Source organism: Sporosarcina sp. P26b (assembly GCF_002743245.1).
Taxonomy (GTDB): Bacteria; Bacillota; Bacilli; order Bacillales_A; family Planococcaceae; genus Sporosarcina; species Sporosarcina ureae_C.
This window is the reverse complement of record NZ_PDYW01000024.1, coordinates 1-25,046: the sequence shown is the minus strand read 5'-3', so window position 1 is coordinate 25,046 and position 25,046 is coordinate 1. Positions and strand designations below refer to the sequence as shown.

Below are 25,046 nucleotides of genomic sequence, written 5' to 3'. Positions count from 1 at the left end.
AAGGTAGTAAGATGACGATTCACGTTGCATTATTCGAACCACAAATTCCAGCAAATACAGGGAATATTTCACGTACTTGCGCGGGAACCGATACAGCTCTCCATTTAATAAAGCCACTTGGTTTTTCTACTGAAGATAAAATGTTGAAACGGGCGGGCTTAGATTACTGGGAACATGTTGACATTACGTATCATGAAGGAATTCAGGAGTTTATAGATGCGTATCCGGAAGGCGAGTTTTATTTTATTACAAAATTCGGAGAGACGAGCTATGATACGTTTGATTACTCGGATACTAATAAGGATATTTTCTTTGTGTTTGGAAAAGAGACTACCGGCTTGCCGAATGAAATTACGAAGAAATATAAAGAGAGTTGTTTACGCATACCTATGAACGATGAGCACATCCGTTCATTGAACTTGTCGAATACGGCTGCGATCCTCATTTATGAAGCACTTCGTCAACAGAAATTTGCACATTTAACATAATGCATAAAAAAAAGGGGATTGGCTCATGGCCAATCCCTTTTCTATTTACTTCATTTGGTTCGTTTTTGATTCGCCTGGCTTGTTATCGTATCCGCCAGTCAAGATTGCAGATAAGAATGCAAAACAAACAGCAATAATTAGAATTAGTCTCATTGTTTGTACCTCCTATGAAATCGATAGTCCTTCATACAGTATACCGTAAAAATTATATAAATGAAATAATCTTCGTCATTTTATGTGACAGGTTCCTAACAAATCTTAGTGAGGCAGGAATAGTAGCTGATAGGTGAATAGTACCGCGAAGATATACATCAACATGGGAACTTGCTTACCCTTGCCCTTTGTAATCTTCAATAACGGGTATGTGATAAACCCAAGTGCGATACCAGTCGCAATACTTGAAGTAAGCGGCATCGTCAAAATGACAAGAAATGCAGGGAAAGATTCGTCGAATGAATCCCAATCGATATTTTTCACTGCGCCGATCATCAAACTACCAACAATAATCAAAGCAGGTGCCGTAATAGCCGCGACACCAGACAAAGCACTGACGATAGGACTGAAAAATGCTGCGGCTATGAATAGCACTGCAACTGTTAAAGTAGTCAACCCTGTACGACCACCTACAGCTACGCCAGACGACGATTCAACATAAGCGGATGTTGGGCTGGTTCCGACCATTGAGCCGACTGTGGCGGCTACTGAGTCAGCTAGAAGCGCGTGGCGTGCACGAGGTAAAGAATTACCTTTCATGAGTCCAGCTTGCTTAGCTACTCCAATCATCGTTCCGGTTGTATCGAATAAAGTAACAAGTAAAAACGACAGGACGACACCGTATAAACCGTATGAAATAACATCTCCCATTGCCAGTACTGGATTCCATACAAGAATGCCTTCAGGAAGGTGAGGTATTTTCATAACCCCATCGAATTGTAACTGCTTGGTGAAAAATGCGACAAGGCCTGTTGCAATCATTCCAATGAATATAGCGCCATAGACGTTGCGGTTCATCAAAACAATCGTCACGAGTAATCCGAACAAGGTCAGTAGTACGGCAGGCGAGGTGAGTTCCCCTAGCTGCACGATATTGGACTCATGCGGAACGACTAATCCTGATAATCGCAGGCCGATGAATGCGATAAATAGTCCAATTCCGGCTGTGATCCCATGTTTAAGGTTTTCGGGAATTTCCTCAATTAGTTTTTCTCGGAAAGAAGTCATCGATAATAATACAAAGATGAGACCTGCAATAAATACTGCAGAAAAAGCCGTCAGATAATCTAGTTGACCGTCCGATCCGATAACGACAGAAGCAAAGTACGCGTTCAATCCCATACCGGGTGCAATGGCGATAGGATAATTTGCAAATAACGCCATCCAAAGCGTACCGATGACAGTGGCTATAATAGTAGCTAAAAAGACTTGATCAAACGGAACTCCGGCCTCGGATAAAATAATAGGATTGACGATGACAATATAAACCATCGTTAGGAAAGTAGTCATTCCCGCCAGAAGTTCTGTTTTGACAGTCGTTTGATTTTTCTTTAATTGAAACACAGTGTATTCTCTCCTTAAATTACGAACATAGTAAAGACCATAGACAATAATATTCGTTTTTATGAAAGAAATCAACTTATTATATCGAAAATGTATTCGTAAAACCTGTAAAATAATGTACAATTACACTATGAGTTCATAGAGGAGGAGTTATTATGTCAACGATTTTTGATCAGATGGTTATACTAGGTAACGGCGTGCAGATGCCGCAGTTCGGTTTAGGTACATATAAGATGACAGAACCGGAGCAAACGATGCAGGCAGTTGAGAAAGCGGTTTCATTAGGCTATCGTGCAATTGATACAGCATCTATTTACGATAATGAACAAGTTGTAGGTGAAGCAATCCGTAACACGGGTATCGCGCGTGAAGACTTGTTTGTGACATCCAAAGTGTGGAATGACGAACAAGGGTATGATGAAACATTGCGTGCATTCGAGCGTTCATTGACGAGATTAGATATGAACTATCTAGATCTATATTTAACACACTGGCCAGTTACAGGCAGCTATGTGGATACATATCGAGCAATTGAAAGATTATATGATGAAAAATTGATTCGAGCTACAGGCGTTTCCAATCATCATGAAGCCCATTTACGAGAAATATTTGCGATTGCGAATATCCGACCAATGGTGAATCAAATAGAAGTTCACCCGCGTCTAACCCAAGAACCATTGCGCCAGTTTTGCAGCGAGCATCAAATCGCGGTCACTTCATGGAGTCCATTAGCTAGGGGACAAATTTTAGAAGATGCAACACTCATGGCGATTGCTGCACAGCACGGAAAGACTGTTGCGCAAGTCATCATTAGATGGCATATCCAAAATGGATTGATTGTCATCCCAAAATCGATTTCATTTGATCGGATTAAAGAAAATAGTGAAATAGTTGATTTCGAATTAACGCTTTCTGATATGGCATTGATTAATGCATTAAATCAAGATGAACGGACAGGTCAGAATCCAGATTCGTTTTAAATAAATCTGGATAAAAGGGGGAACGTAACGTGGGGATCTTTAGACGACAGCCAGATCGGCGCGTAGTGGAAGAGAAGGTGACGGAACAACCGACACCAGTTGAAGTCGAGCAAGCAGATAACAGCCGATTTAAACAAGTAGAGACAGAATTAACTGCAGCAGTCGCTCAACACGAGAAAGTGAACGCTCAGCACAATGTCTTAGGTGAAGCAGTATCTGATATTGAATCAAGCTTTCATATCATTCAGGAATTAAGTGAGAAAACGACAAAGTCTTCTGCGCAGCTGCATGAAAATGGTCGTTCATTGGAAGAAAAATCATTATACATGGTGAAAGAAGCGGAAAATGGAGCGGAGGATGTCCGTTTAACGGCTCAAGTTATGAATGATTTAGGCACGCATATGGAGAAGTCGGAAGAAAGTATGACGCAATTGAGCGATCGGTCCGTAGAGATTCAGTCCATTGTAGGTGTGATTGAAAACATCGCAGCGCAAACGAATCTGTTGGCATTGAATGCTTCAATTGAGGCAGCGAGAGCAGGAGAGTACGGCAAAGGGTTTTCTGTCGTTGCACAGGAAGTTCGAAAGCTGGCGGAAAGCACGTCTACTAGCACAAAGGATATCCAGCAGTTAACGAATTCTTTAAAAGAGGAGATCTTGCAAGCGCTAGAGGCTACGAAAAAGAGTTCGAAGTTGATTGAACAAGGTGTGGCGGTAAGTTTGCAGACTGCGTCTAAAATTGATCATATTTTGGAGACGGTCCAAGGGAGTCAGGTGGATATTTCTTCTATTGAGAAGATGATTGTGGAACAGAATGAATTATCCGCGCTTATGCAGGTAGAGTTACAGAAAGCGAATTCTTTATTTTCTTCTGCGCATGAGTTGATTGTGGAGCATATTCATGATGCGAAGGAAGTGGATAAGCGCTTAGAGAGCGGGATTGAGCAGTTGTTGGTGAAGTAGTTGAATATGAATGCCTTGGAAGCTACCACTTCCAGGGCATTTTTTTTGCTTCTACAAATACTTGGTGAACTTGTTTAAGTTCAAAAGCAAATACGTGGAAATAGTGAGTGAATTTGTGAGTACGAGGGGATGGAAGCTCCAGTTGGCGGACGCTTTCCTATGGGCCCGCGGTGAGCCAACTGTTCGCTATGCTCTCTTAGTTGTCTCACCTGATCGGGCTGATCCATCAGGAGTCGCCGCCAACTTCCGCTTCCATCCTACTTTGATAGTAGGGGTACTTAAATCGCTCATTGGTGATAGTATGTGAATTATTGTTTTGTTTTAACTTATTTTAATTCAAGTTCTAAAGTTCAAAACCTATTACAAAACTTACTTTAATGCACAATAAAAAGTATCCTCTATTTACTTTGCGAACATAAGCGAAGCGTTGAGAGCACGTCATTGCACTCGAAATCCCCACCCCTAAACCACCTATAGCTACTGCAACATTACTTCTTCTAACAAGAATAGAAAAGAGCTGTCACAAGAAGTCGTAATACTACAATCTCTTGGACAGCTCTGTTTAATTTTATTCAGTTTCGATTACAATCATCTCTGACGTAATAGGATGTGTGAAAGCCACTTTGGAAGCGACTAGCTTATATGGACCTCTTGTAATCGTCTCGTTGCCATACAGCTGATCTCCGACGACAGGGTGACCCATATGTGAGAAATGAACACGGATCTGGTGTGTTCGGCCTGTTTCCAACTGTGCTTCAACAAGAGTTGTATCCGCTTTGCGCTCGAGCACTTTAAAATGCGTGACCGCGGATTGGCCAGAAGGGGATACCCTGCGTCTTGTAGCATGACTGCGGTCTTTACCGATGGGCATGTTGATTGTGCCACGTGGTTTTCTTAGCTGGCCTTCAAGCTCGGCAGTATAATACCGTTCGATTTGATTCTGCTCCAGCATGCGGTCGAATAATGTCTTTGCCAATGGATTCTTTGCAATAAGTAAAACGCCCGACGTATGCTGGTCTAAGCGGTGAATATGTTCTGCATAGCTTCCACCTTTGGCTTCGATATAGCCCATGACTTCATTCATCAATGTGCCGGTCCCTGGCAAGCGTTCTGGGTGTACGGACAGACCAGCAGGCTTGAATACTGCTAGTACATGCTCGTCTTCCCACAGAAAGTTTAAGGAGTTTGAAGGTTCCGGTTTATATGAAGACTGTGCGTCATTAAAACCGAAGATTAGTTCCGTCCCTTCAGGAAGGGGTTCCTTCCATTCAACGGGTTGTCCTTCTGTATCTGTTACACTTTTGTCCATACGCATTTGATGGACAGACTTCTTTCCGCCTTGCCATTGTTCTCTTAGTAATTTTTCAATCGTCTCGCCCGGTGTTTCAGTTGTATAATGAAAACTTGTCATCTACGTAGTCTCCTTATTTGCTTTCGAATTCATCAAAAAATGCTCTGATTTGGTCATCAGGTTGTGAACCAACCGTTCTGCCTTGTTCTTTCCCATCTTTATAATGAACGAGAGTAGGCCATGCTGTTACATCGTATTCCTGTTTTATCTGATCGCTGAACTCCAACATATTGTATTGATAGACATGTGCATCATATTCGTCTGCAATTGGCATTAGACGAGGTGTCATATCCATACAATGTGGACAGTCTGGACTGAAGTAATAAACGGTTGTGGGTTCGCCACTTTCAATCTGTTTGAAGATTTCTTCAGGAAGTGCAACGTTCTGATAACTTTCATTGTCTAATAAATCAATTGTAGATTGTTGTAGATTATCTGTGCCGTACGGATTTTTAGCCAGTTTTGTTTCATTGGATTTATTATTGAGGACGATGATCAAAATAAAGATCACGACAATCACTCCACCAATAGCTAATAATTTTTTCAATGTATTTCACTCCTTCGTTTGTTTTAAGAGTACAAGACTTGCGATGAAAATAAAAGCGAATGCTACTAGTGCTAGGAAAGGAATTGTAATGAAACCAAAATAATTGATGTATGCGCCTGTACATGAAACACCACCACATACGGGTGCACTATCTTGTAAGAACGTTAGTTTTTGAATACCGTAGTGATAAAGAGAAATACAACCTCCAATAAATGAAAGTGAGGCAGTAGTCCACGCAATCGTCACGTTTTTTTGTATGAGCGCGAGTAGGCCAATCAATACAATCGGATACATGAATATCCGTTGATACCAGCACATTGTACAGGGGACATAACCTTTAATTTCAGAAAAATATAAAGAACCGAGTGTCGCGATAAGTGCAACGGACCACATAGCGAGAAGCCAGTTTTCCTGTTTTTTATTCATATAGTCACTCCTTACGATAGGATAATAGATAAAAGCTTTCCCGTTTAGGCGGGAAAGCTTTTATTTTGACGCATCGGTAACTTCATTAGTTGCATGATCGGGGGGTTGTTTTTTGGCTTCCAAGTAAAGAATGTGATTGCCGTCTACTTCTTTGACAGTAAACTCATATCCTTGTTCGATAATCTTCTCACCTTGTATAGCTTCAAAGCGTTGATCCATGAACCAACCGCCGATCGTATCAATGTCATCTTCGAGAATTTCTATGCCTAATGCATGATTGACGTTTTCAATCAGCATTTTAGCGTCTAGAATATAATGATCTGTATCAACTATTTGAAGTTCAGGTAGTTCATCCAAGTCGAATTCATCGCGGATTTCGCCAACGATTTCTTCCAAGATATCCTCGATGGTGACGAGTCCTGAAGTTCCACCATATTCATCTAATAAAATAGCCATATGAATCCGTTCACGTTGGATTTTTAAGAGTAAATCTCCAATTGGGATAGTTTCAATAACGCGAATAATCGGCTGCATATAGTGCATAACAGATTTACTACCGTTCGTCGGGTCTTTAATATACGCAGTCAGTAAATGTTTCATGTTGATCAATCCGATGACATGATCTTTGTCGCCATCGATAATTGGATAACGTGTAAACTGTTCTACTCCTAGTAGTTCAAATACTTCGGATAACGTCATTTCTTTATCGACTGTCATCATTTCAGTTCGTGGCAGCATAATTTCCTTTGCGACTCGATCATCAAACTCAAAAATACGATTTACATATTTGTATTCAGACTGGTTAATTTCACCGCTACGCAAGCTATCGGATAAGATGATGCGCAACTCTTCTTCTGTGTGTCCTACTTCTAATTCGGAAATGGATTTGAAGCCTAGCAATCGTGTAACAAGACGTGCCGATCCGTTCATCCCTTTAATGATCGGGTACATGAGACGGTAAAATACATTCAGTGGTACGGAAAGGGATAGGGATAATTCTTCCGCCTTGTGCAATGCGATGGTCTTTGGAGCTAGTTCTCCTACCACGACATGCAAATAGGTAACAATCGCTAAAGCGATAGTGAAGGAAAGAATAGTTTCGACATTAGCATCCAAAGTAAACGTATCGAAAACTGGAGCCAACATCATACGTACTGTTGGTTCCCCAAGCATACCTAGGCCAAGTGCCGAAATCGTAATTCCGAGCTGACAAGCAGATAAGTATTCATCTAAATTATCGGCAATTTTTTTTGAGAGAACCGCGCGTTGATTACCTTCGTCGATCAGTTGGTCGAGACGTGATGAGCGGACTTTCACGATTGCAAATTCACACGCAACAAAAAAAGCGGTGACTGCGATCAAGGCAGCAAAAGCTGCCAAGCGTATGGCAATATCCAAATAATAGCTTCGCACTTAACCCAGATGAGGGAAAAGAACAAAGCGTACACCTCCTGTAAAGTAATGTTAGTTATCTTTCATAATAATTTATTTATAGAGAAAATACAATTCGATTTGCTTACAGAATAGAAAAAAACGGTTTAGGGATGCAAAATGTGTCGATCGATAGCTATAGATAAGGAGAGAAGTGCTACAGCTAGTAACTATTTTTGTTTTGTTAATACGCTGAAGAAATTAATAAAAGACTGAAGACCAAGTCCTTTTAAAAGGGATTAGTCTTCAGTCTTAGGACATGCATTTACTCGCCGTATTGTGGCTGGGTTTCTTTAAAGGCGTTTTGCTCGTTGGGGATGCGGCTTTTGTCTTCGAAGACGTTTTCGGTTTTTTCGTTCTGTACCTTTAGACGCTCTTTTTCCAATTGCTTTTTGCCTTTTGATTGTTCTCTGCCCATAAAAGCACCTCCTCTAGTTAAAGGATGGTCGATTTAGGATGGTCTCATTCATAAACGTGGAAAGTCATGAGATCGTGCACCATTTTGAGAACATTTTCTTCGTCAGGTGGCGTGCCGTTTGTCCAGTTGACCGTGCCGTCTTTGTGGTAGTCACCTTTGTATTGCTTGTTTTGGTAATAAAATGAGATCGTCCATCCAGGCAAATCAGTGTCCGCGAACATCTTTTTATGGTTGAAGTGTTGTAGCATCTTGTTTTCTCCTTTATGGTTCCATTAGTGATATCCTGTCCGCTCGTTTCATAAACTGACCAAAAGGAACGAAAGGATGAGTGTGTGTTTGTTACTCAACTACGCAATGCGGTAGAGGAAAAGTATAAAACGTATTTTTATTATAAGTCCATGTATCAGCTGACGAATGATTTGCTATGGCAGGAATTCATTCGCCACGCGTATGAGGATGAAAAAAGTCATTATGAGATGTTCCAGCAATTGTATTATATTCTAACAAACGAGTTTGTGCCGAATCCGAAAAAGCCGGCGCCTTGTACTAATTTTAAAGAGTCAGCTAAAAATGCGCTAGTTTTCGAACTCGAATCAGTAGAGCAATGTAAAGAATTGTTTTTGACCATTCCTTCTGAAGAGGCATATGATCCGATTTTTATCGCTTTACATGATGATATGGAGCATGCGATTCGAATGTCTACCATATTTAATGGAACGAAGTAATTCACACGTCGAATGAAAAGTCTTTAAAATACTTGGCGCTTTCAAGCATCCGAACGCCATACCAGAACATTTCGCCGTCAATTAGCTGAATCGCTGAATCGGGTAGCATTTCTTGGAACTGAGCTTGCTGTTTTTCTTTAAATGGATAAGGTTCAGATGACAGCAATACTAAATCGAGATTTGCTTCTTTAAATTGCTCTTCCGTTAATACTGGATAGCGGTCAGCTGATTCAGCAAAGGGCGTGATGAAGCCAAGTTTTTGCAACAACGAATTGATGTAGGTGTCCTTACCCGCAACCATATAGGGCTTTCGCCAAATAACGTAGGCAACTCGCGCAGCAGGGAGAGTAGGAAGTTCTGAAAATGCTTGTTTGATTTCAGTAACGAGCGATTCCGACTGTTGCTCGCGATCTGTCAATGCTCCCATATCTGTAATCATGCGATAGGCATCTGGAATGGTTTGCACTTCCGCTACATATACAGGATAAAACTCGGCAAGCGTTTCAACCATCTCTTTTGTATTTTCTTCTTTTTCCATAATAATCAAATCAGGTTGTACTTCATGTATCATGTCCAACTTCAGATCTTTCGTTCCTGCTACAGCTGGAACACTTTTTGCATGTTCTGGATAGATACAATATCGTGTGCGTCCGACAATTTCATTTTCCAAACCAATTCCGAATAATGTTTCTGTAATACCTGGACATAAGGTAACGATTCGTTTCGGTGGAAAATTATAAACAACGTTTCTTCCCAAGTGGTCAATCAGTTCTTTCTTCAATGAAATAAGTACCTCCTTTAGTGTTGTGAAAAATCTAATGGTTATAGTTCATAATACTCTACTTGCAACGTACCTGAACGGCAATCAAATGTAAAGACAGGAATCTTCGCCTCTAATTGCTTTTCATTCAGCGGGTTTTTGTTATAATTGGAACGAAGACCACGTGGAATTAGGTGAAGCGATTGAAAATAGTGTTAACTATTTTGTTCATGGCGTTTATTGGCGCATTGATCGGTGGGGTAACGAATCATCTGGCGATTAAGATGCTGTTCAGACCACATGAAGCAAAATACATTGGAAAAACCCGATTGCCATTTACACCCGGCTTGATCCCGAAACGCCGAAATGAATTGGCAACGCAGCTTGGAAAAACGGTAACAAATTATTTGCTGACACCTGACCTGTTCAGGAAAAAGATGTTGACGCCTGGAATGGAAAAGCGTGTAGAAACGTTTATTCAAAGTAAAATGGATAAATATGTACTGCAATCAGATAAAACATTGACCGACTGGCTCGAGCTTGCAGGTGCTCAAGCACTTCCTGAGCAAGTCGAAGATAAGTTAGTCACATTGATCGATCAGCAGCTATATGATATGAAGGTAAAAGTAACAACAGGTACAGTGGAAGAAGTCATGCCGCTTCGTTGGCAACAACAAATCGAAGAAAGAATTCCTTTAGCTTCTGATTTTGTATTGCAACGTGCAAGTCAATTTGTAGATTCGGCAGAAGGAAGACAGACATTCCAAAAGCTGATTGATGACTTCTTGGCTTCAAAAGGGACATTCGGCGGTATGCTCAATATGTTTTTTGGAGAATCGGAATCACTTGTCGGCAAGGTTCAGCGAGAAGCACTTCGATTTATAGAAGCTCCTGGAACAAAAGATTTATTGGATCAACTGATTTGGAAAGAGTGGCAGAATGTCCAGCAGCAACCGATGGAACAGTTGACGTCTGGCTTTGACTTTGATAGTGTTTTTGCTTCAGTAAGAAAATATGCACTGGATCAATTGGCACTACGAGAAAGACTAGATCACAGCTTGTCACATTACTGGCCACAAGGATCTACTTGGACGGCTGCTAATGTAACACCACAGATTGTCAGCTTTTTATTCGCTCAGGCAGAGTCGCAGCTTGAAGAATCATTAAAGAAGTTAAAACTCGATGAAATGGTGAAAGAGCAAGTAGACACGTTCCCAGTGGCAGTACTAGAAGATTTGGTGCTGGGGATTTCACGCAGAGAGTTTAAGATGATCACGGTTCTAGGCGCATTTCTTGGTGGGATCATTGGAATCGTGCAAGGAATTATTGCACTTACACTAAATGGATTGTAGGAGGAGATAGTATGTCAGTAAATATTTATGATGATATGAACAAATTGGAATCTACTTTGCGCAAGACAGATGAGTATGTAGCGGTGAAAACAGCGATGGCAGAAGTGAAAAGTGACGAGCAAGCACGTGCATTGTTCGAAAGCTTCCGTGAAATCCAAATGAATTTGCAACAGAAGCAAATGGCAGGCGAAGAGATTGAAGGAGATGAGCTTGAGCATGCACAGAAAACAGCACAACTCGCTCAGGAAAATCCGAAAATCTTGGCTATGCTTACTGCTGAAATGAAACTAAGCGAATTGATTGAAGAAGTAAACCGTGTAGTATTGAAACCCATTCAAGATTTATACGAAGGATTTAATTAATAGATACATCTAAACCGGCCTTGGCCGGTTTTTTTCAACAGATGGAGAGTAGGAGAAAACGATGCAGCAATTACTAGTAAAAGAACAATTCCCCCAAGATTGGATCCGAATGTTTACGCACTTAGCCAATTTATTTTTTGAACAGTCTAAAATTGTTATAGATCATGCAGAAGATACAGCAATTACTCTTCAGTTTAATGAGGACTATGGAGAAACGCCTAGTGTTACTGCAGACATTCAGTGGGATGGTAAGCACTTCACATCTCGTTTTACCGAGGAGATAAAAGAAACGGAAGAACGTCCACAATTACGTCAGCGTAAAAGAATGTATTCCCACGTGTTGCTTGATGTATTGGAACAAGCAACAGGAATGGATCAAGAGTGGGGTATTTTAACAGGAATCCGTCCTACTAAGTTGTATCATATGTATCGCCAAGATGGTCACACCGTTGATGAAGCGAAGCAATTACTTCAGCAACGTCATCGTGTATCCGTACGGAAAAGTGAATTAATTGCAGAAATTGCAGACGTTCAGTTGAATGCGTTACCTGATTTGTATTCATTAAAAGAAGAAGTGAGTATTTATATCGGCATTCCGTTTTGTCCGACAAAATGTGCGTATTGTACGTTTCCTGCCTATGCCATTCATCGCAAAAGCGGGCGAGTGGAAACATTCCTCGATGGCTTGCATGAAGAAATGCGTGCAATGGGTAAATGGCTGAAAGAACATGATATTCGTATCACGACAATTTATTTCGGTGGCGGAACACCCACATCTATTGAAGCAGAAGAAATGGACGCGCTTTATCAAACGATGATGGACTCATTCCCTTATATGGAACATGTGCGTGAAGTGACAGTGGAAGCCGGACGTCCTGATACGATTACAGTACCTAAGCTTGAAGTATTAAAGAAGTGGGGGATCGATCGAATCAGTGTCAATCCGCAGTCCTATACGGATGAAACATTGAAAGCTATCGGTCGTCATCACACTGTACAGGAAACAATCGATAAGTATTGGTTGTCTCGAGAGCAAGGAATGCGCAATATCAATATGGACTTGATCATCGGTTTACCGAATGAAGGTCTGGAGGAATTTGAGCATTCGCTCGCTGAAACAGAAAAGATGCAACCTGAATCATTAACGATCCATACGTTGTCATTCAAGCGTGCTTCTGAAATGACACGCAATAAAGACAAGTATCAAGTGGCGGATCGTGAAACAGTAGGAAAAATGATGACGCGTGGTGAAGAATGGTCTCGCGCTAACGGCTACATACCGTATTATCTTTACCGTCAGAAAAACATTTTAGGGAATCTTGAGAATGTCGGGTACTCGAAACCTGGCGAAGAGAGTCTTTATAATATTTTGATCATGGAAGAAGCACAGACCATTATCGGTATGGGTTGCGGAGCATCGAGTAAGTTTATGGAACCGGCAACAGGCAAGTTGACGCAATTCCACAATCCGAAAGAACCTGGGGCTTATATTTTAGGATTTGAAGAAGCGATCGATAAGAAAATAGCGTATTTGGAAGAGTTATTCCCAGCTACGCACCCCCTCAAGTAATACGGATATCCCTAACGCAAAAGTCGTTGGGGATATTTTTTTGTGAAAGTTATGCAAATGATCAGCCAATTGTGTATAATGTAGTGAATGAACAACCATTCATTCAAAGGGGGAATTAATTTTGACAAAACAGATTGAAGTAGAAGTTGAAGGAAGATTAGCAACCGTAACTTTTAACCAGCCTGAAGTAATGAACGCGATGGACGGAGTCATGATGAAGGATCTGGCAGATATTGTGGATCAACTAAAGAATAATTCATCCGTGCATGTTGTACTATTTAGAGGAGCTGGCCGCGCATTTTCTGCTGGCGGTAACGTTAAAGCTATGCTAGATCCAAATGGTCCGATGAAAATGGAAGATGTTATGGTCGACTTATCGAGATTGGCATTGGCGATGTACAGTATGCCTCAAATCACTATTGCATCCGTACATGGTGCGGCAGCGGGATTAGGATGCAGTATTGCCATTGCATGCGACGTCGTCATCGCGGAAGAATCAAGTAAAATCGCCATGAACTTTATTGGAATCGGACTTGTGCCAGATGGGGGAGGTCACTTCTTCTTGAAAGAACGCGTAGGTACTGCAAGAGCTAAACAACTCATCTGGTCGGGGAAAGTACTCGACGGAAAAAGTGCTATGCAAATTGGGCTCGTCGATGAAGCCGTTGCGGACGGAGAAGCATGGAACACGGCACAACAACGTGCCCAAGTCATTTTACATTCGCCAACAGCTTCCATGATCGCGTCAAAGAAAATTCTTCATGCAGAAGGTATTGCAAAGCTCGAGCAAGTATTGAAACTTGAAGGTGAAGCACAATTAGCTATGCGCTTAACAACTGACCATCGTGAAGGCGTTCAAGCATTCGTAGGGAAAAGAAAACCAAACTTCACAGGTCAATAAAAGACATGAAGAAGACGCGCTATGAAAACTGCGCGTCTTGTGTATATCTATAACTGTTATTAAAAAATTATTGATACTTAGCGGCTGTTTCTCTCCAAGAGAAATAGCCTTTTTCTATGGCGCGCAATAGTAACTCTGCTGAAGCCAAGTTTGTAGCTAGCGGAATCCCATAGACATCACATAATCGAAGTAAAGCACTGACGTCCGGCTCATGTGGTTGAGCTGTAAGCGGATCGCGGAAGAATAAAACCAAATCAAGCTGTCCGGTCGCAATCATGGCACCGATCTGTTGATCGCCACCAAGCGGTCCTGAATTCAGTCGTGTAATGGATAGATCTGTTTCTTCCATAATGCGTAATCCTGTTGTGCCCGTTGCATAAAGGGTATGTTTAGCAAAAATCTGCTCATAAGCAATGGCGAAATTGACCAATTCAGCCTTTTTTTCATCATGCGCAATCAAAGCAATGTTCAAACGAGTCACTTCCTTCTACGATATCTTAACGACCATAGCGTATCACAAAAAACGTTAAAAATCTTGTGCTTTTTAGTATAAGTTTAAGTAAATCTATCCGCACCCAAAAATCCCTTGATGAACTGTAAACGTCTCATCAAGGGATAGTAGTTGGATATTACTTCTTGTTTTTTAGTTTTTCCAATAGATTTTCAACTTTCTTTTGTAGATCCTCGGTTTCTTCTTGTAAGATACGAACTTTATAATGCGCGTCCTCGATGAAGAGTTCTACTACATCCCCTTCAGTCAACTCAGCAGATAGTTCAGTTACAGGAATCACAAGTTCTTTCTGCTCATTCTCATAATACAAAAAGACATAAAAACCGTCATCAATTCGATCTAATGTGTATCGTTGACCTTTTGTCATCGTTCGCATGCCCACCCATCTTTATCTCGATCATGCTTACTAGCATATGCCGGATGACCTTTTTTTACACCGTTTGGATAGGTTTTTCGCATCTCGGTACAATTCTTGAATGAAGTAGGCGCACCCGGTATGACGTACAACCCTGAATTGACATCTGGTTTAGGGTTAGGCTTTGGTACAGGCTTAGGATCAGGTTTTGGTACGGGTTTAGGGTCAGGCTTTGGTACAGGTTTAGGATCGGGTTTCGGTACAGGCTTAGGAACTGGCACGGGTTTTGTCAGTGATGTAGTAACAGAATGGGCTGTGCCGTTCGTAGTCACTGTAATCGTACCTGCAGTTTCCGTAGCATAGGATTTTATACCCGCATCTTTTAAACGTTTGACGGTTTCCGCATGTGGATGTCCATATATATTATTTTTCCCATAAGACAATATGGCGGCCTGTGGCTTCACAGCTGCAAGAAAATCAGCAGAAGTACTTGTCCGTGAACCATGATGACCTACTTTCAAATACGTGCTCTTTAGATTAGATTGACCAATCATTTCTTTCTCTACACGTTCATCCGCATCACCTGTAAATAAGAAACTGACATTGTCATACGCTAGTCGTGTGACAATGGAAGCGGCGTTATGATCAATTGCTCGGTCATCTGTGTGCAGTACATTCAGTTTAATCGCAGGGTCGAGTGCGATTACGTCACCTGTTTGTGCTACTGAGAATGGGATATTCTTTTTGTCGATTAATGTAAGTAAATTAACATATGTTGCAGTCGTATGAACATTCCCACTGTCGATAAATTGTTTTACTGTAAAAGTGTTAAGGACTTCTTCAAAACCACCAATATGATCAGCATGTGGATGTGTAGCCAGCGCGATGTCTAACGTTTTGATATTTCGAGATTTCAGGAAGGCAATGACTTTAGGTGCGTCGAGCGCAGTTCCCGCATCAATCAACATATTTTTGCCGTCTGGCGATTGGATCAGAATAGAATCCCCTTGCCCCACGTCGATGAAGTGAACTTGCATATTTGGCATCGGCTTAAAACTCGGATTCATCATTCGCGCCATAAAGACTGCGAAATGTTGTCTCGTCAATTTATTATTCGGTCCGAATGAACCATCCAAATAGCCTGTAGTGATATTTTCAGAAGCTAAGACACTGATATCATCTTTAAATCCATTTAGATCACTAACATCTGTAAAGTATACATCTTTGGTTTTAGGTAACTGATAGCCTTGAACTAAGATTTTTGCCATTTGTCCGCGTGTCAACGGAGCCGAAGCATCAAAGTACTTTGAACCGTTTGTATGGGTCTTTCCAGATATAAAACCTAATTGCACGGCCTTTGCAACTTTTTCATAGCCGTGATTCCCTTTCTTCAAATCAGTGAAGCCAGGGTCTGGTGCTGTGAAATCAGTAATCTGTTTTTCTCGCAAAATCATAGTAACAGCTTGTAAGCGAGTTAGATTGTCTTTCGGTTTAAATGTTCCGTCTGGATATCCTGTAATGATTTTTTTATCCGTGAGAAATTGGATTTCATCCGTATATTGTGAAACGTCTGGAAATCCTTTAGCAAAAGCTTGTTGCTGCGGAAATAAACCGAGCATCAGTACGACGATAAATAATGAATACAAAATCTTCTTCAAATCTGTTCCTCCTAGTTTTCTTGCATTTCGTGCATGAAATAGTATCTCCCTTATGCTTAAAACGTGCAAGAGTACTAGGGTAGCAATTTATGTATAGGAATTATTAATCAAAAAAAGACGAAATCTCTTGTGAACAGGAGATTTCGTCGTGTAATTACGTATGGAATAATAATAGTTTCCCAAGTGGAGAAGCCAAGCGATGTGTTCGGTCAAGCAGATCTTTTTCGATCAGCATCTGATTACCTTGTTCTTTTGCTGCGTCATCTGATTCTGCAGAGAAGGTCTCTTCTGTAATGAGTGAACCGTTTTTTTCGTAAGCAGTAAGTTTGTAAGTTTTCATCATATCGCCTCCATAAACCTTTTATTCAGTATACTATGAATCACGTCAAATGAATAGCTATTCATAATATTGAAAGCATAAAAGATCCTTCATGTTAGACTTTAGTAGAAGAATATTTATAATTTTGAAACATATTTTCAATTGAATCGTATAACAAGATAATGAGATTACTAAAGGGGATGATGTGCGTGGCCTTAGAATTAGAACAAGTGACTAAACAGTTTGGAGATTTTACAGCTGTGGACCAGCTGTCATTGACAGTAGAAGAGGGGACGATGTACGGTTTCCTCGGAGCAAACGGTGCTGGGAAGACGACTACGTTCCGAATGATCCTCGGATTATTAACTCCGACAGAAGGAAATATTACTTGGAACGGACGCACCATATCCTATGAAACGAGCCCGCTCATCGGTTATTTGCCTGAAGAACGTGGCCTGTATCCAAAAATGAAAGTGCTAGATCAGTTAATCTTTCTCGGACAGTTGCGTGGAATGAAAAAGTCTGCTGCGAAAAGTTCGGCACTTCAGTGGTTGGATCGTTTTGAAGTACCGCAAAATACGAATAAAAAAGTAGAAGAGTTGTCTAAAGGTAATCAACAGAAAATACAAGTTATCGCAGCATTATTGCACGATCCTAAATTGCTGATCCTTGACGAACCGTTCTCAGGACTAGATCCAGTAAATGTCGAGATGTTGAAAAAAGCGATAGTGGATTTCCGCAATAACGGAGCAACGATTTTGTTCTCCAGCCACCGTATGGATCATGTGGAAGAGTTATGTGAGCAACTCAGTATTATTCATCATGGCAAACAACTAGTCAGTGGAAAGTTGCGTGACGTTAAGCGTTCGTTCAGCAAACAGAATGTCCGGATTCGTTCAGACTTCCCGCTCACTGAGCTAGAGGGCTTTGAAGGAGTTACGACTGCTCATTATTCTTTGGAAGGTGCAGTTTTTCAGGTAGAAGATGAACGAGTGGCACATGCGTTGTTACAAGCAGCATTGCAAAAAGGGCCAATACGCCATTTCGAAATAGAAGAACCATCTTTGCAAGATATATTCATTGCGAAAGTGGGGAAAGAGCATGCGTGAATTTTGGATTATTTTTAAACAAAGTTTCTTGACCAAAGCTAAAACGAAATCATTTTTCATTACAACGCTCATCATGGTAGCGGGTATTTTTCTCTTTGCGAATTTGCCGAGCATTATAGACAAAGTCGGTCAGTTAATGGGGAGCAGTGAAGATGACCGTGTACTAGTCGTAGATAAGAGTGGGGTATTGTTTGACCGGTTGCATGAACAACTTCAGCAAAATGAACAAGGAATTTCATTGGAGCTGACAGAAGACTCGCAAGATCAGTTGGCAGAGCAAGTGAAATTGGAAGAAATCGCTTCGTTCATGGTATTGAGTTTTGATAAAGATCAAACTATCCAAGCATCTTATACAACAGGTAGCTTGGTAGATCAATTTTTGCCTTCAGCTCTACAAGATGCATTGCAAAATATTCAAACGCAAGTGAAAGCTGAACAGCTGTCTTTATCGGGCGAACAAGTTTCTGAGTTGTTTGCGCCGATTCAATTTGAAAAGCATAATATTTCAGAAACAGCAAAGTCAGAAGAAGAGCTGAACCAAGCTCGAGTCTTAGTGTATGTATTAATGTTCGTCATTTACTTTGCGGTGATCATTTATTCTTCGATGATTGCGACGGAAGTAGCTACGGAAAAATCATCACGTGTAATGGAAATTTTGATCTCAAGCGTATCACCTGTTAAGCATATGTTTGCGAAAGTGCTTGGAATCGGATCGCTCGGGATTGCGCAAATTCTAGTCTATGCCGTATCAGGGTTTTTGGCTTATAAACTATCATCCACAGGAGAGGAAAATGAACTATCTGCATTCTTCAGCCTGGAAAACTTGCAAGTTAGCACGCTGGTCTATGCTGTCATTTTCTTCTTGCTAGGCTATTTCCTTTATGCCACTCTAGCCGCGCTACTTGGCTCATTAGTAAGCCGGACAGAAGACGTACAACAGATGATTATGCCGATGTCGTTACTCGTCGTAGCAGCTTTCATTATCGCTGCAACGGGGCTTGGGAATCCAGAGATGGGCTATTTGAAAATCGCTTCCTTCATCCCATTCTTCGCTCCACTCGTCATGTTCTTGCGGGTTGGTATGCTCGATTTACCTTTGTGGGAGCCATTGCTTTCGATCGGTATCATGCTAGTGACGATCTTCATCCTTGGCTGGTTCGGTGCGAAGGTGTACCGTGGCGGCGTGTTGATGTATGGGCCGTCTCGTTCGCTTAAGGATTTGAAGAAGGCTATACAGCTTGGAAAGGAATAGGTTTAGGTGAAGAGTGTCCCTTGAAGTCACAGTGCTTCTTGGGATACTTTTTTGTGTGGATTTAAGTTTAAGTTCAAGTTCAAGTTCGAGTTCGAGTTCAAGTTCGAGTTCAAGAGTAAGGGGAGTTAGTGAGTACAAGGGATGGAAGCTCCAGTTGGCGGACGCTTTCCCATGGGCCTGCGGTGAGCCAACCAGTTCGCTGCGCTCTCTTTGGTTGTCTCACCTGATCGGGCTGATCCTGCGGGAAGAGCCGTAACGAAGAACGGCTTTTGCGAGTAAAAGCGCAGCGTTAGGCACACATTTTTGCACTTCGCCCCCAACTTCTTCCTCCATCCTATTCTTATGGTGGATGGATGTGGATCGCTTACTGGCGAAAGTGTGTGACTTAGGGTTGTGTTATTAACTTTCTACAAAAATGACACTAGTTGATCGTAAGTGGAAGGCGGCGACTCCCGCGGGAATAGCATGAGCCTTGAGACCCCGCAGGTAGCGAAGCGGACGAGGAGACTCAAGCCATGCCCGCAGGAAAGCGTCCGCCTGGAACGTCGATTAACGGTGCTTTCCCATTTACTACTGTTTCGCCTGTCCGCTTTCCAGTAATAGATGAGATATGGTAAAATAGGAACGAGTATTCGTGGAAGAGGTGCAACCTATGGAACCCATCCGTTTTTTACATACAGCCGACCTGCATTTGGACAGCCCTTTTAAAGGCATGTCCGCAGCAGGGCCGGACGAGCTCGCTCGACTGCAGCAGTCTACATTCGCTGCGTTCGACCGATTCATAGCCTACGCAGTCAAAGAGCGACCGGATTTCATTGTCATTGTCGGTGACCTATACGACGGTGAAGACCGTAGCTTGCGTGCGCAAATTCGTTTCCAGCAAGGTATGCAACAACTTCAAAAAGTGAAGATCCCGGTCTACCTGTCTTATGGAAATCACGACCACTTAGCAGGCAGATGGACTCGCGTGTCATTGCCGGAAAACGTTCACGTGTTTTCTGAACATGTAGAGCAAAAACAACTAACTATTCGTAATGAAACTATTTATTTACACGGCTTTAGCTACCCACAGCGTCATGTTAAAGAACCGATGATTTCGCACTATCCAAATGCGGCAGATGGAATACATATCGGCCTGTTACACGGAAGTGTGGCGGGTGACGCAGAGCATGCCGTCTATGCACCGTTTACTATTAATGAATTGCAAAGTAAGCACTACCATTACTGGGCGCTTGGTCATATTCATAAACGCCAAGTATTGTCTCAAGAACCGCCCATCGTCTATCCAGGTAATATTCAAGGAAGGCACCGTAATGAACAAGGGCATAAAGGATTTTACGACGTCTCGTTGACACCTGCCAACACGTCTCTTACCTTTGTGGAAACGTCGGATATTGTTTTCACGTCATTGACGGTTTCATGCAAAGGAATCGAATATGCGGATGACTGGATTTCAGCATGTCAGGAAGCCGTCGATCAATTGACAGCCGAGATTGGCAGTGTTGTCGTAGAACTAGTGATGGAACATACGGAAGGGCTAGAAAACGATTTAGCAAGATCTGAAGTGGAGTGGCTTGATATTCTGCGAGAACAATATGAAGATATGGAGCCATTCGTCTGGATCTCATCGATTGAATGGCCATTGATCAGAGATACGGTAGTTTCAAATTCATTACTTGAGCCAGTGGAGAGCACGTTATCCGGCTGGGAAACAGATGACTGGAATGATTTGGTGAAAGAAGTGTATAGCCATAAAGCGGGTCGCTATTTAGAATCACTGAAACCTGCCAATTTTGAGCGATTGAAACAGCAGGCAGCCGCATTGCTAGAGGATGAAATGTGGAAGGAGGGCTAAAATGAAAATCCGAAAAATACTTCTGTACGGATTCGGTCAGCATGAAAATTTGGAAATTGATTTGCGACCCGGCATGAACCTGTTATATGGACCGAATGAAGCGGGGAAAACGACTATTCAGCAAGCCATCCTTCATATTTTATTTGGATTTCCTCAAAAGAATCAACAAGAGCTACGCTATGAACCGAAAACAGGTGGGAAATACGGTGGCTGTCTCTATATAGATGATCAAGAGTATGGTAATTGGATGATCGAACGAGTGCGTGGAAAGTCTTCGGGTGACGTCTCTATCCGTTTTGATGATGGACGTATTGCAGAAGAAGAGGAATTGAAGAGGTTGTTAAGAGGTTATGATCGGCAAGCATTTGAATCGATCTTCTCTTTCTCCTTATTCCAACTACAAGATCTTGAGAAAATGGATGAAAATGATTTGAGTCGGACATTACTTGCGTCTGGGACGACAGGTCTCGATACGTTATGGAAAGTGGAAAAGAAGATGGAGAAGGAAATGGGTGGCCTCTTCAAAAAATCGGGCAAAATACCACCCATGAATAAAAAACTGGCCGAAATACGTGAACTGGAACAAGCGATGTTGAAAGAACAACAAAAGCTTTCCACGTATGAACCGTTGACTATTCGCAAGCAAGAACTTGACGAACAAGTGGCGGCATTACGTTCAGAAGAGCAGCACCTTTACAAGCAATCTGAAGAACAGCGAATCGCGATGCAAGTTGTTCCGTTGCAGCAACAGCGCAACCAATTACTTGAACAAATCTCCCATCTACCTGATGATTTTCCAGCAGCAGGTATTCGTCGTTACGAAGAACTTGCAAGTAAGCAATCAGAATTGAAGTTAAAGAAATCACGTTTAGAGAAAGAACAGGCGGAGTGGCAATCGGAATTGATCGACTTGCGCCCCAAAAGTGAACAACAAAAACTGGAACGCTGGGTAGCACAAGAAGCAGAATGGCATCGATTACGATCGGAGCGGCTTACTGCTGAACAGGAAATACAAGTACTTGAAAAGAAACGGCACCAGTTCATCAATCGTTTAGGATTAAAGGATGAACAACTAGCATCTATAGGGACAATGGATGTTTCCATTCAACGTGAACGCCAGCTCGAACCTGTTCTTGAAGAACAGAAAGAAATGGATCAGCAATTAAAAGCATTGCAGCGCTTATTGGCGGAGGCGGAAAGTGAACGTCAAGAAGCGGAGCGACAAAAAGAACGGACTGAACGTTTGAGATTGACTGATTCTGAACGAGAGAAACTGGCAACCTGGCCGGAATTGCAGCGTAAACTTGCAGAAGCTAAATTCATTGTATCTGCAGGGGGTCAGCAGGCTTCGAATGGAATGGTTCCGATCATTATTTTGCTCATTGGACTAGTGATCGGGGCATATAGTGTCATGCAGCAGCAGTGGTTGTTCGCGGGGCTTGGTCTAGTAGTCATGGCGGTCGGGTTTTGGTTATTTACACAAAAACCTGATTCTGTATCAGACCAGCAAACGTTCATTCGAGAACATGAAGAGCTAGCGATCGAACTGGAAAAGCTAGCTGCACGTCATGACATGCAACAACGTGATCAGCAACAAATATCAACAGAGATTGAAAGAATGGATCGTAAATTGCAGAAATACGCAGAGGAAATGGAACAACTTTATCAGTTAAAACAACAAGCGGTGAAGAAGTTGCAAGATCTGTTACGAGATGAGCCATTCGATCCAACATTCAATATCCAAGAAAGCTTTCGTTTGTTGCGCGAGTTTCAAGATGTGGAGATAGATCAGAGAACATGGCAACAACGTCTACAAACTACGACACAGCTAATACGGTCATTAATTCAAGAAGTGGAAGAAGTACTCGGGCCAGTGGCCGAAGAAGGTTTGTATGAGAGACTTCGTCAAGAACTACAGCGTCAGAACAGCCTACAAGAAAAGCATCTAAGTAAAGAACAAACGCTACGTGAAATTAAAGAGCAATTAGATGAAACACAGGAATTGTTGGAGACGGTAACAGCAGAAATTCAACAATTGTTCGAGGTTATTGGGGTATCAGAAAAAGAACAATTTTACACAGCATATCAGCAAGATCAAGATGCACAATTATTAAAACGACAGCTAAAAGAAGTAGAAGCACAACTGTCCTTATATACCAAGGAACCGGTAGTTAAAGAGTGGACCTTACCTGAGCTTGAGCGACAGCGCAGTGAAACGACAAACCGCCTGGAAATGATTCGCAAAGAAGTAGTGGAGCTTGTAGATGAGCAAGTGAAAGTTGGACATGAAATCTCGCAAATGGTTACAAGCCGAACGTATAGCGAACTTCAGCAATTATTTGAAGTGCGAAAAGCTGAGCTAGAAGATATGACAAAACAATGGGTAATACGAAAAGCCGTCCGTGAGGCAATTCGGCAAACGATGAGCGAGTGGAAAGAACATCAATTACCGGCCGTTCTTCTTCAGGCGAATGAATGGTTTAGCAAATTAACTGGGAATCGATATGCGACGCTTGGCTTATCTGTGGAAGGCTATTTCGAGGCAGTCACAACAGAAGGGCAATCTTTCATGATCAATGAGCTTAGTCAAGCGACAAAAGAGCAAGCCTACCTTTCGTTGCGCTTGGCGTTAGCGTATGAATTATCAGAGCGCGCACCGTTTCCAATTATTATGGATGACCCATTTGTTCACTTTGATAATGAGCGACTTTCGCGTATGATAGAAATACTTACGGAGTTACAACCATCTCATCAATTTCTGTACTTTACTTGCCATCAAGAAATGAAGTCGAAATGGCCAAGTGAACCTCATACAATTGAGATTGGACGAAAAGTTAAAGGGGAGATCCACTGATGAAAAAACTACTTGACTATCAAGTCGGCGAAACAATCGACATGTATTTATTGATTAAGCAGGCAACAAAAGGTGTCACACAGCAAGGGAGTCCGTTCATGACGTTGATTCTGCAAGATAAAAGTGGTGACCTTGAAGCGAAACTTTGGGATGCGGGTGAAGAACAAGCTCAGATGTATCAGGGAGCAACCATCGTAAAAGTAGGCGGAGAAATTCATGAGTACCGTGGAAAAAATCAACTTCGCTTGAAAGCAATTCGTCCTGCGAAAGAAGATGAAGGGGTAACAATTGCGGATTTAGTACCTTCTGCCGAAAAGAGCAAGGAAGTATTGTTAGACGAATTAATGCAGTATTTCTTTGAAATGCAGAATCCACAAATCCAGCGCGTGACACGTCATTTATTGAAGAAACATCAGCAAGATTTCGTATTATATCCAGCGGCTACGAGAAATCATCATGACTACGTTTCAGGCTTATTAGACCACGTTGTTTCGATGTTGAAACTCGGTAAGGCGATTGCGGAATTGTATCCAACATTGAACAAAGATTTACTGTATGCAGGAATTATTTTGCATGATATCGGTAAAGTTATCGAGTTGTCAGGCCCAGTCGGTACGCAGTATACGATCGAAGGGAATTTACTAGGGCATATTACGATCATGGTCAATGAAATTTCCAAGGCTGCAGAAGAGTTGGAGATTGAGGGCGAGGAAGTGATGTTGCTTCAGCATATGGTGTTGTCTCACCATGGTAAAGAGGAGTGGGGCAGTCCGAAGCGTCCGATGTTGAAGGAGGCGGAGATTCTTCATTATATTGATAATATCGATGCGAAGATGAATATGCTGAACCGCGTCATGTCGAAGACTACGCCAGGCGAGTTCTCTGAGCGCGTATTCCCACTGGATAACCGTTCGTTCTATAAGCCAACTTTTGAGTGATGTAGGTAAATAACGAGTCAGGGTAGTGGAAGGCAACGTTGATCTACTTATTGGGTCGTTGCTCGACGTTGACTTGTGCATGGAAATAAGTAAAGGTTCTGCTTTTCGGATCCGCACAGGCACGTGGGGGATTGCCTACAGCCATGAGCCAGCTGGCGGTGGAGCTGCCTAGTTGGTCTCATGGCCACGGCCTACCCCGCAGTTGTGCCTGCGCTACTAAGTGGGAACCATGTCAGGTTGTGGTTTATAGTAGATGAAACCAGTGACCTGGTAGTATTCGTTCCTTATTCTTGCAAAAGAAGAATCAGAACTGCTCTACACACTATCTAACGTAGGCGGCTGCACGTGGTAGGCGTAGTAATGAG

The 25,046-nt window shown here is 42.0% G+C and carries 26 protein-coding genes; 14 read left to right on the top strand and 12 right to left on the bottom strand.

The annotated features are described in order from the left end of the window. Positions 1–11: 11 nt before the first annotated feature. Positions 12–488, top strand: a complete 477-nt coding sequence (gene trmL / locus CSV69_RS14220; protein ID WP_099693741.1) for a tRNA (uridine(34)/cytosine(34)/5-carboxymethylaminomethyluridine(34)-2'-O)-methyltransferase TrmL — start codon at positions 12–14, stop codon at positions 486–488. 258 nt (positions 489–746) lie between these two features. Here trmL and CSV69_RS14215 read toward each other — a convergent pair whose 3' ends face one another. Next, positions 747–2,045 carry an NCS2 family permease gene (locus CSV69_RS14215; RefSeq protein ID WP_099693740.1) on the bottom strand — a complete coding sequence of 433 codons (1,299 nt, stop codon included), beginning with the start codon at positions 2,043–2,045 and terminating at the stop codon, positions 747–749. A gap of 155 nt (positions 2,046–2,200) precedes the next feature. Between CSV69_RS14215 and CSV69_RS14210 the strand changes: the two genes are divergently transcribed. Both CSV69_RS14210 and CSV69_RS14205 read left to right on the top strand, forming a co-directional pair. After that, a complete protein-coding gene (locus tag CSV69_RS14210) occupies positions 2,201–3,025 on the top strand; it encodes an aldo/keto reductase (RefSeq protein ID WP_099693739.1) in 825 nt (274 codons plus the stop codon). 29 nt (positions 3,026–3,054) lie between these two features. Beyond that, on the top strand, positions 3,055–3,987 hold the full coding sequence (locus CSV69_RS14205) for a methyl-accepting chemotaxis protein (protein ID WP_099693738.1): 933 nt from the start codon (positions 3,055–3,057) through the stop codon (positions 3,985–3,987). Between the two features lie 568 nt (positions 3,988–4,555). Here CSV69_RS14205 and CSV69_RS14195 read toward each other — a convergent pair. The 6 genes from CSV69_RS14195 to CSV69_RS14175 all read right to left on the bottom strand — a co-directional run bounded on the left by CSV69_RS14195 (position 4,556) and on the right by CSV69_RS14175 (position 8,408). Next, positions 4,556–5,398, bottom strand: coding sequence for an RluA family pseudouridine synthase (locus tag CSV69_RS14195; protein ID WP_099693736.1), 843 nt, complete (start codon positions 5,396–5,398; stop codon positions 4,556–4,558). Between the two features lie 13 nt (positions 5,399–5,411). Further along, on the bottom strand, positions 5,412–5,885 hold the full coding sequence (locus tag CSV69_RS14190) for a thioredoxin family protein (RefSeq protein WP_085427005.1): 474 nt from the start codon (positions 5,883–5,885) through the stop codon (positions 5,412–5,414). Positions 5,886–5,891: 6 nt separating this feature from the next. Further along, positions 5,892–6,311, bottom strand: a complete 420-nt coding sequence (locus CSV69_RS14185) for a disulfide oxidoreductase (RefSeq protein ID WP_099693735.1) — start codon at positions 6,309–6,311, stop codon at positions 5,892–5,894. 60 nt (positions 6,312–6,371) lie between these two features. Then, complete coding sequence (locus CSV69_RS14180; RefSeq protein WP_198166264.1) at positions 6,372–7,709, bottom strand: hemolysin family protein; 1,338 nt, start codon at positions 7,707–7,709, stop codon at positions 6,372–6,374. 298 nt (positions 7,710–8,007) lie between these two features. Continuing rightward, entirely contained in the window at positions 8,008–8,160 is a 153-nt protein-coding gene (locus CSV69_RS16935; RefSeq protein ID WP_157129929.1) for a hypothetical protein, read from the bottom strand. Between the two features lie 44 nt (positions 8,161–8,204). Further along, entirely contained in the window at positions 8,205–8,408 is a 204-nt protein-coding gene (locus tag CSV69_RS14175; RefSeq protein ID WP_085427003.1) for a DUF5342 family protein, read from the bottom strand. A gap of 84 nt (positions 8,409–8,492) precedes the next feature. Here CSV69_RS14175 and CSV69_RS14170 point away from each other — a divergent pair, with 84 nt between their 5' ends. After that, a complete protein-coding gene (locus CSV69_RS14170) occupies positions 8,493–8,885 on the top strand; it encodes a ferritin-like domain-containing protein (RefSeq protein WP_085427002.1) in 393 nt (130 codons plus the stop codon). Position 8,886: 1 nt separating this feature from the next. Here CSV69_RS14170 and CSV69_RS14165 read toward each other — a convergent pair whose 3' ends face one another. Beyond that, positions 8,887–9,666, bottom strand: a complete 780-nt coding sequence (locus CSV69_RS14165) for a helical backbone metal receptor (protein WP_099693734.1) — start codon at positions 9,664–9,666, stop codon at positions 8,887–8,889. Between the two features lie 173 nt (positions 9,667–9,839). On the opposite strand from CSV69_RS14165, the gene CSV69_RS14160 reads away from it, so the two are divergent. The 4 genes from CSV69_RS14160 (at position 9,840) to CSV69_RS14145 (ending at position 13,830) form a co-directional block, all read left to right on the top strand. Next, positions 9,840–10,997 (top strand): DUF445 domain-containing protein, encoded by a 1,158-nt coding sequence (locus tag CSV69_RS14160; protein ID WP_099625557.1) that lies wholly within the window; start codon positions 9,840–9,842, stop codon positions 10,995–10,997. A gap of 11 nt (positions 10,998–11,008) precedes the next feature. Next, a complete protein-coding gene (locus CSV69_RS14155; RefSeq protein ID WP_085426999.1) occupies positions 11,009–11,359 on the top strand; it encodes a YlbF/YmcA family competence regulator in 351 nt (116 codons plus the stop codon). 61 nt (positions 11,360–11,420) lie between these two features. Next, positions 11,421–12,929: a coproporphyrinogen III oxidase gene (locus CSV69_RS14150; protein WP_099693733.1), complete on the top strand. Its 1,509-nt coding sequence runs from the start codon at positions 11,421–11,423 to the stop codon at positions 12,927–12,929. Between the two features lie 118 nt (positions 12,930–13,047). Further along, complete coding sequence (locus CSV69_RS14145) at positions 13,048–13,830, top strand: enoyl-CoA hydratase (RefSeq protein WP_099625558.1); 783 nt, start codon at positions 13,048–13,050, stop codon at positions 13,828–13,830. A gap of 67 nt (positions 13,831–13,897) precedes the next feature. Here CSV69_RS14145 and mgsA read toward each other — a convergent pair whose 3' ends face one another. The 4 genes from mgsA to CSV69_RS14125 form a co-directional block, all read right to left on the bottom strand. Beyond that, a complete protein-coding gene (gene mgsA, locus CSV69_RS14140) occupies positions 13,898–14,302 on the bottom strand; it encodes a methylglyoxal synthase (protein WP_085426996.1) in 405 nt (134 codons plus the stop codon). A 157-nt stretch (positions 14,303–14,459) separates the two neighbouring features. Beyond that, positions 14,460–14,708 carry a DUF3006 domain-containing protein gene (locus CSV69_RS14135; protein WP_158232686.1) on the bottom strand — a complete coding sequence of 83 codons (249 nt, stop codon included), beginning with the start codon at positions 14,706–14,708 and terminating at the stop codon, positions 14,460–14,462. Beyond that, positions 14,705–16,354 carry an S-layer homology domain-containing protein gene (locus tag CSV69_RS14130; RefSeq protein WP_099693732.1) on the bottom strand — a complete coding sequence of 550 codons (1,650 nt, stop codon included), beginning with the start codon at positions 16,352–16,354 and terminating at the stop codon, positions 14,705–14,707. The genes CSV69_RS14135 and CSV69_RS14130 overlap by 4 nt, the downstream gene beginning before the upstream one ends. Before the next feature lie 154 nt (positions 16,355–16,508). After that, entirely contained in the window at positions 16,509–16,694 is a 186-nt protein-coding gene (locus CSV69_RS14125; protein ID WP_085426993.1) for a YhzD family protein, read from the bottom strand. A 188-nt stretch (positions 16,695–16,882) separates the two neighbouring features. Here CSV69_RS14125 and CSV69_RS14120 point away from each other — a divergent pair, with 188 nt between their 5' ends. The 6 genes from CSV69_RS14120 to CSV69_RS16930 all read left to right on the top strand — a co-directional run bounded on the left by CSV69_RS14120 (position 16,883) and on the right by CSV69_RS16930 (position 24,853). Continuing rightward, positions 16,883–17,782: an ABC transporter ATP-binding protein gene (locus CSV69_RS14120; RefSeq protein ID WP_099625561.1), complete on the top strand. Its 900-nt coding sequence runs from the start codon at positions 16,883–16,885 to the stop codon at positions 17,780–17,782. Beyond that, positions 17,775–19,034, top strand: coding sequence for an ABC transporter permease (locus CSV69_RS14115; protein WP_099693731.1), 1,260 nt, complete (start codon positions 17,775–17,777; stop codon positions 19,032–19,034). Before CSV69_RS14120 ends, CSV69_RS14115 begins: the two co-directional genes overlap by 8 nt. Before the next feature lie 652 nt (positions 19,035–19,686). Further along, the gene (locus CSV69_RS14110; protein ID WP_099693730.1) at positions 19,687–20,889 is read left to right on the top strand and encodes a metallophosphoesterase family protein; all 1,203 of its coding nucleotides are present in this window, start codon (positions 19,687–19,689) and stop codon (positions 20,887–20,889) included. 1 nt (position 20,890) lies between these two features. Next, positions 20,891–23,743 carry an ATP-binding protein gene (locus CSV69_RS14105; protein ID WP_158232685.1) on the top strand — a complete coding sequence of 951 codons (2,853 nt, stop codon included), beginning with the start codon at positions 20,891–20,893 and terminating at the stop codon, positions 23,741–23,743. Continuing rightward, entirely contained in the window at positions 23,743–24,681 is a 939-nt protein-coding gene (gene yhaM / locus CSV69_RS14100) for a 3'-5' exoribonuclease YhaM (protein WP_085426988.1), read from the top strand. Before CSV69_RS14105 ends, yhaM begins: the two co-directional genes overlap by 1 nt. Before the next feature lie 25 nt (positions 24,682–24,706). Further along, the gene (locus CSV69_RS16930; RefSeq protein ID WP_158232684.1) at positions 24,707–24,853 is read left to right on the top strand and encodes a hypothetical protein; all 147 of its coding nucleotides are present in this window, start codon (positions 24,707–24,709) and stop codon (positions 24,851–24,853) included. Positions 24,854–25,046: the final 193 nt, after the last annotated feature.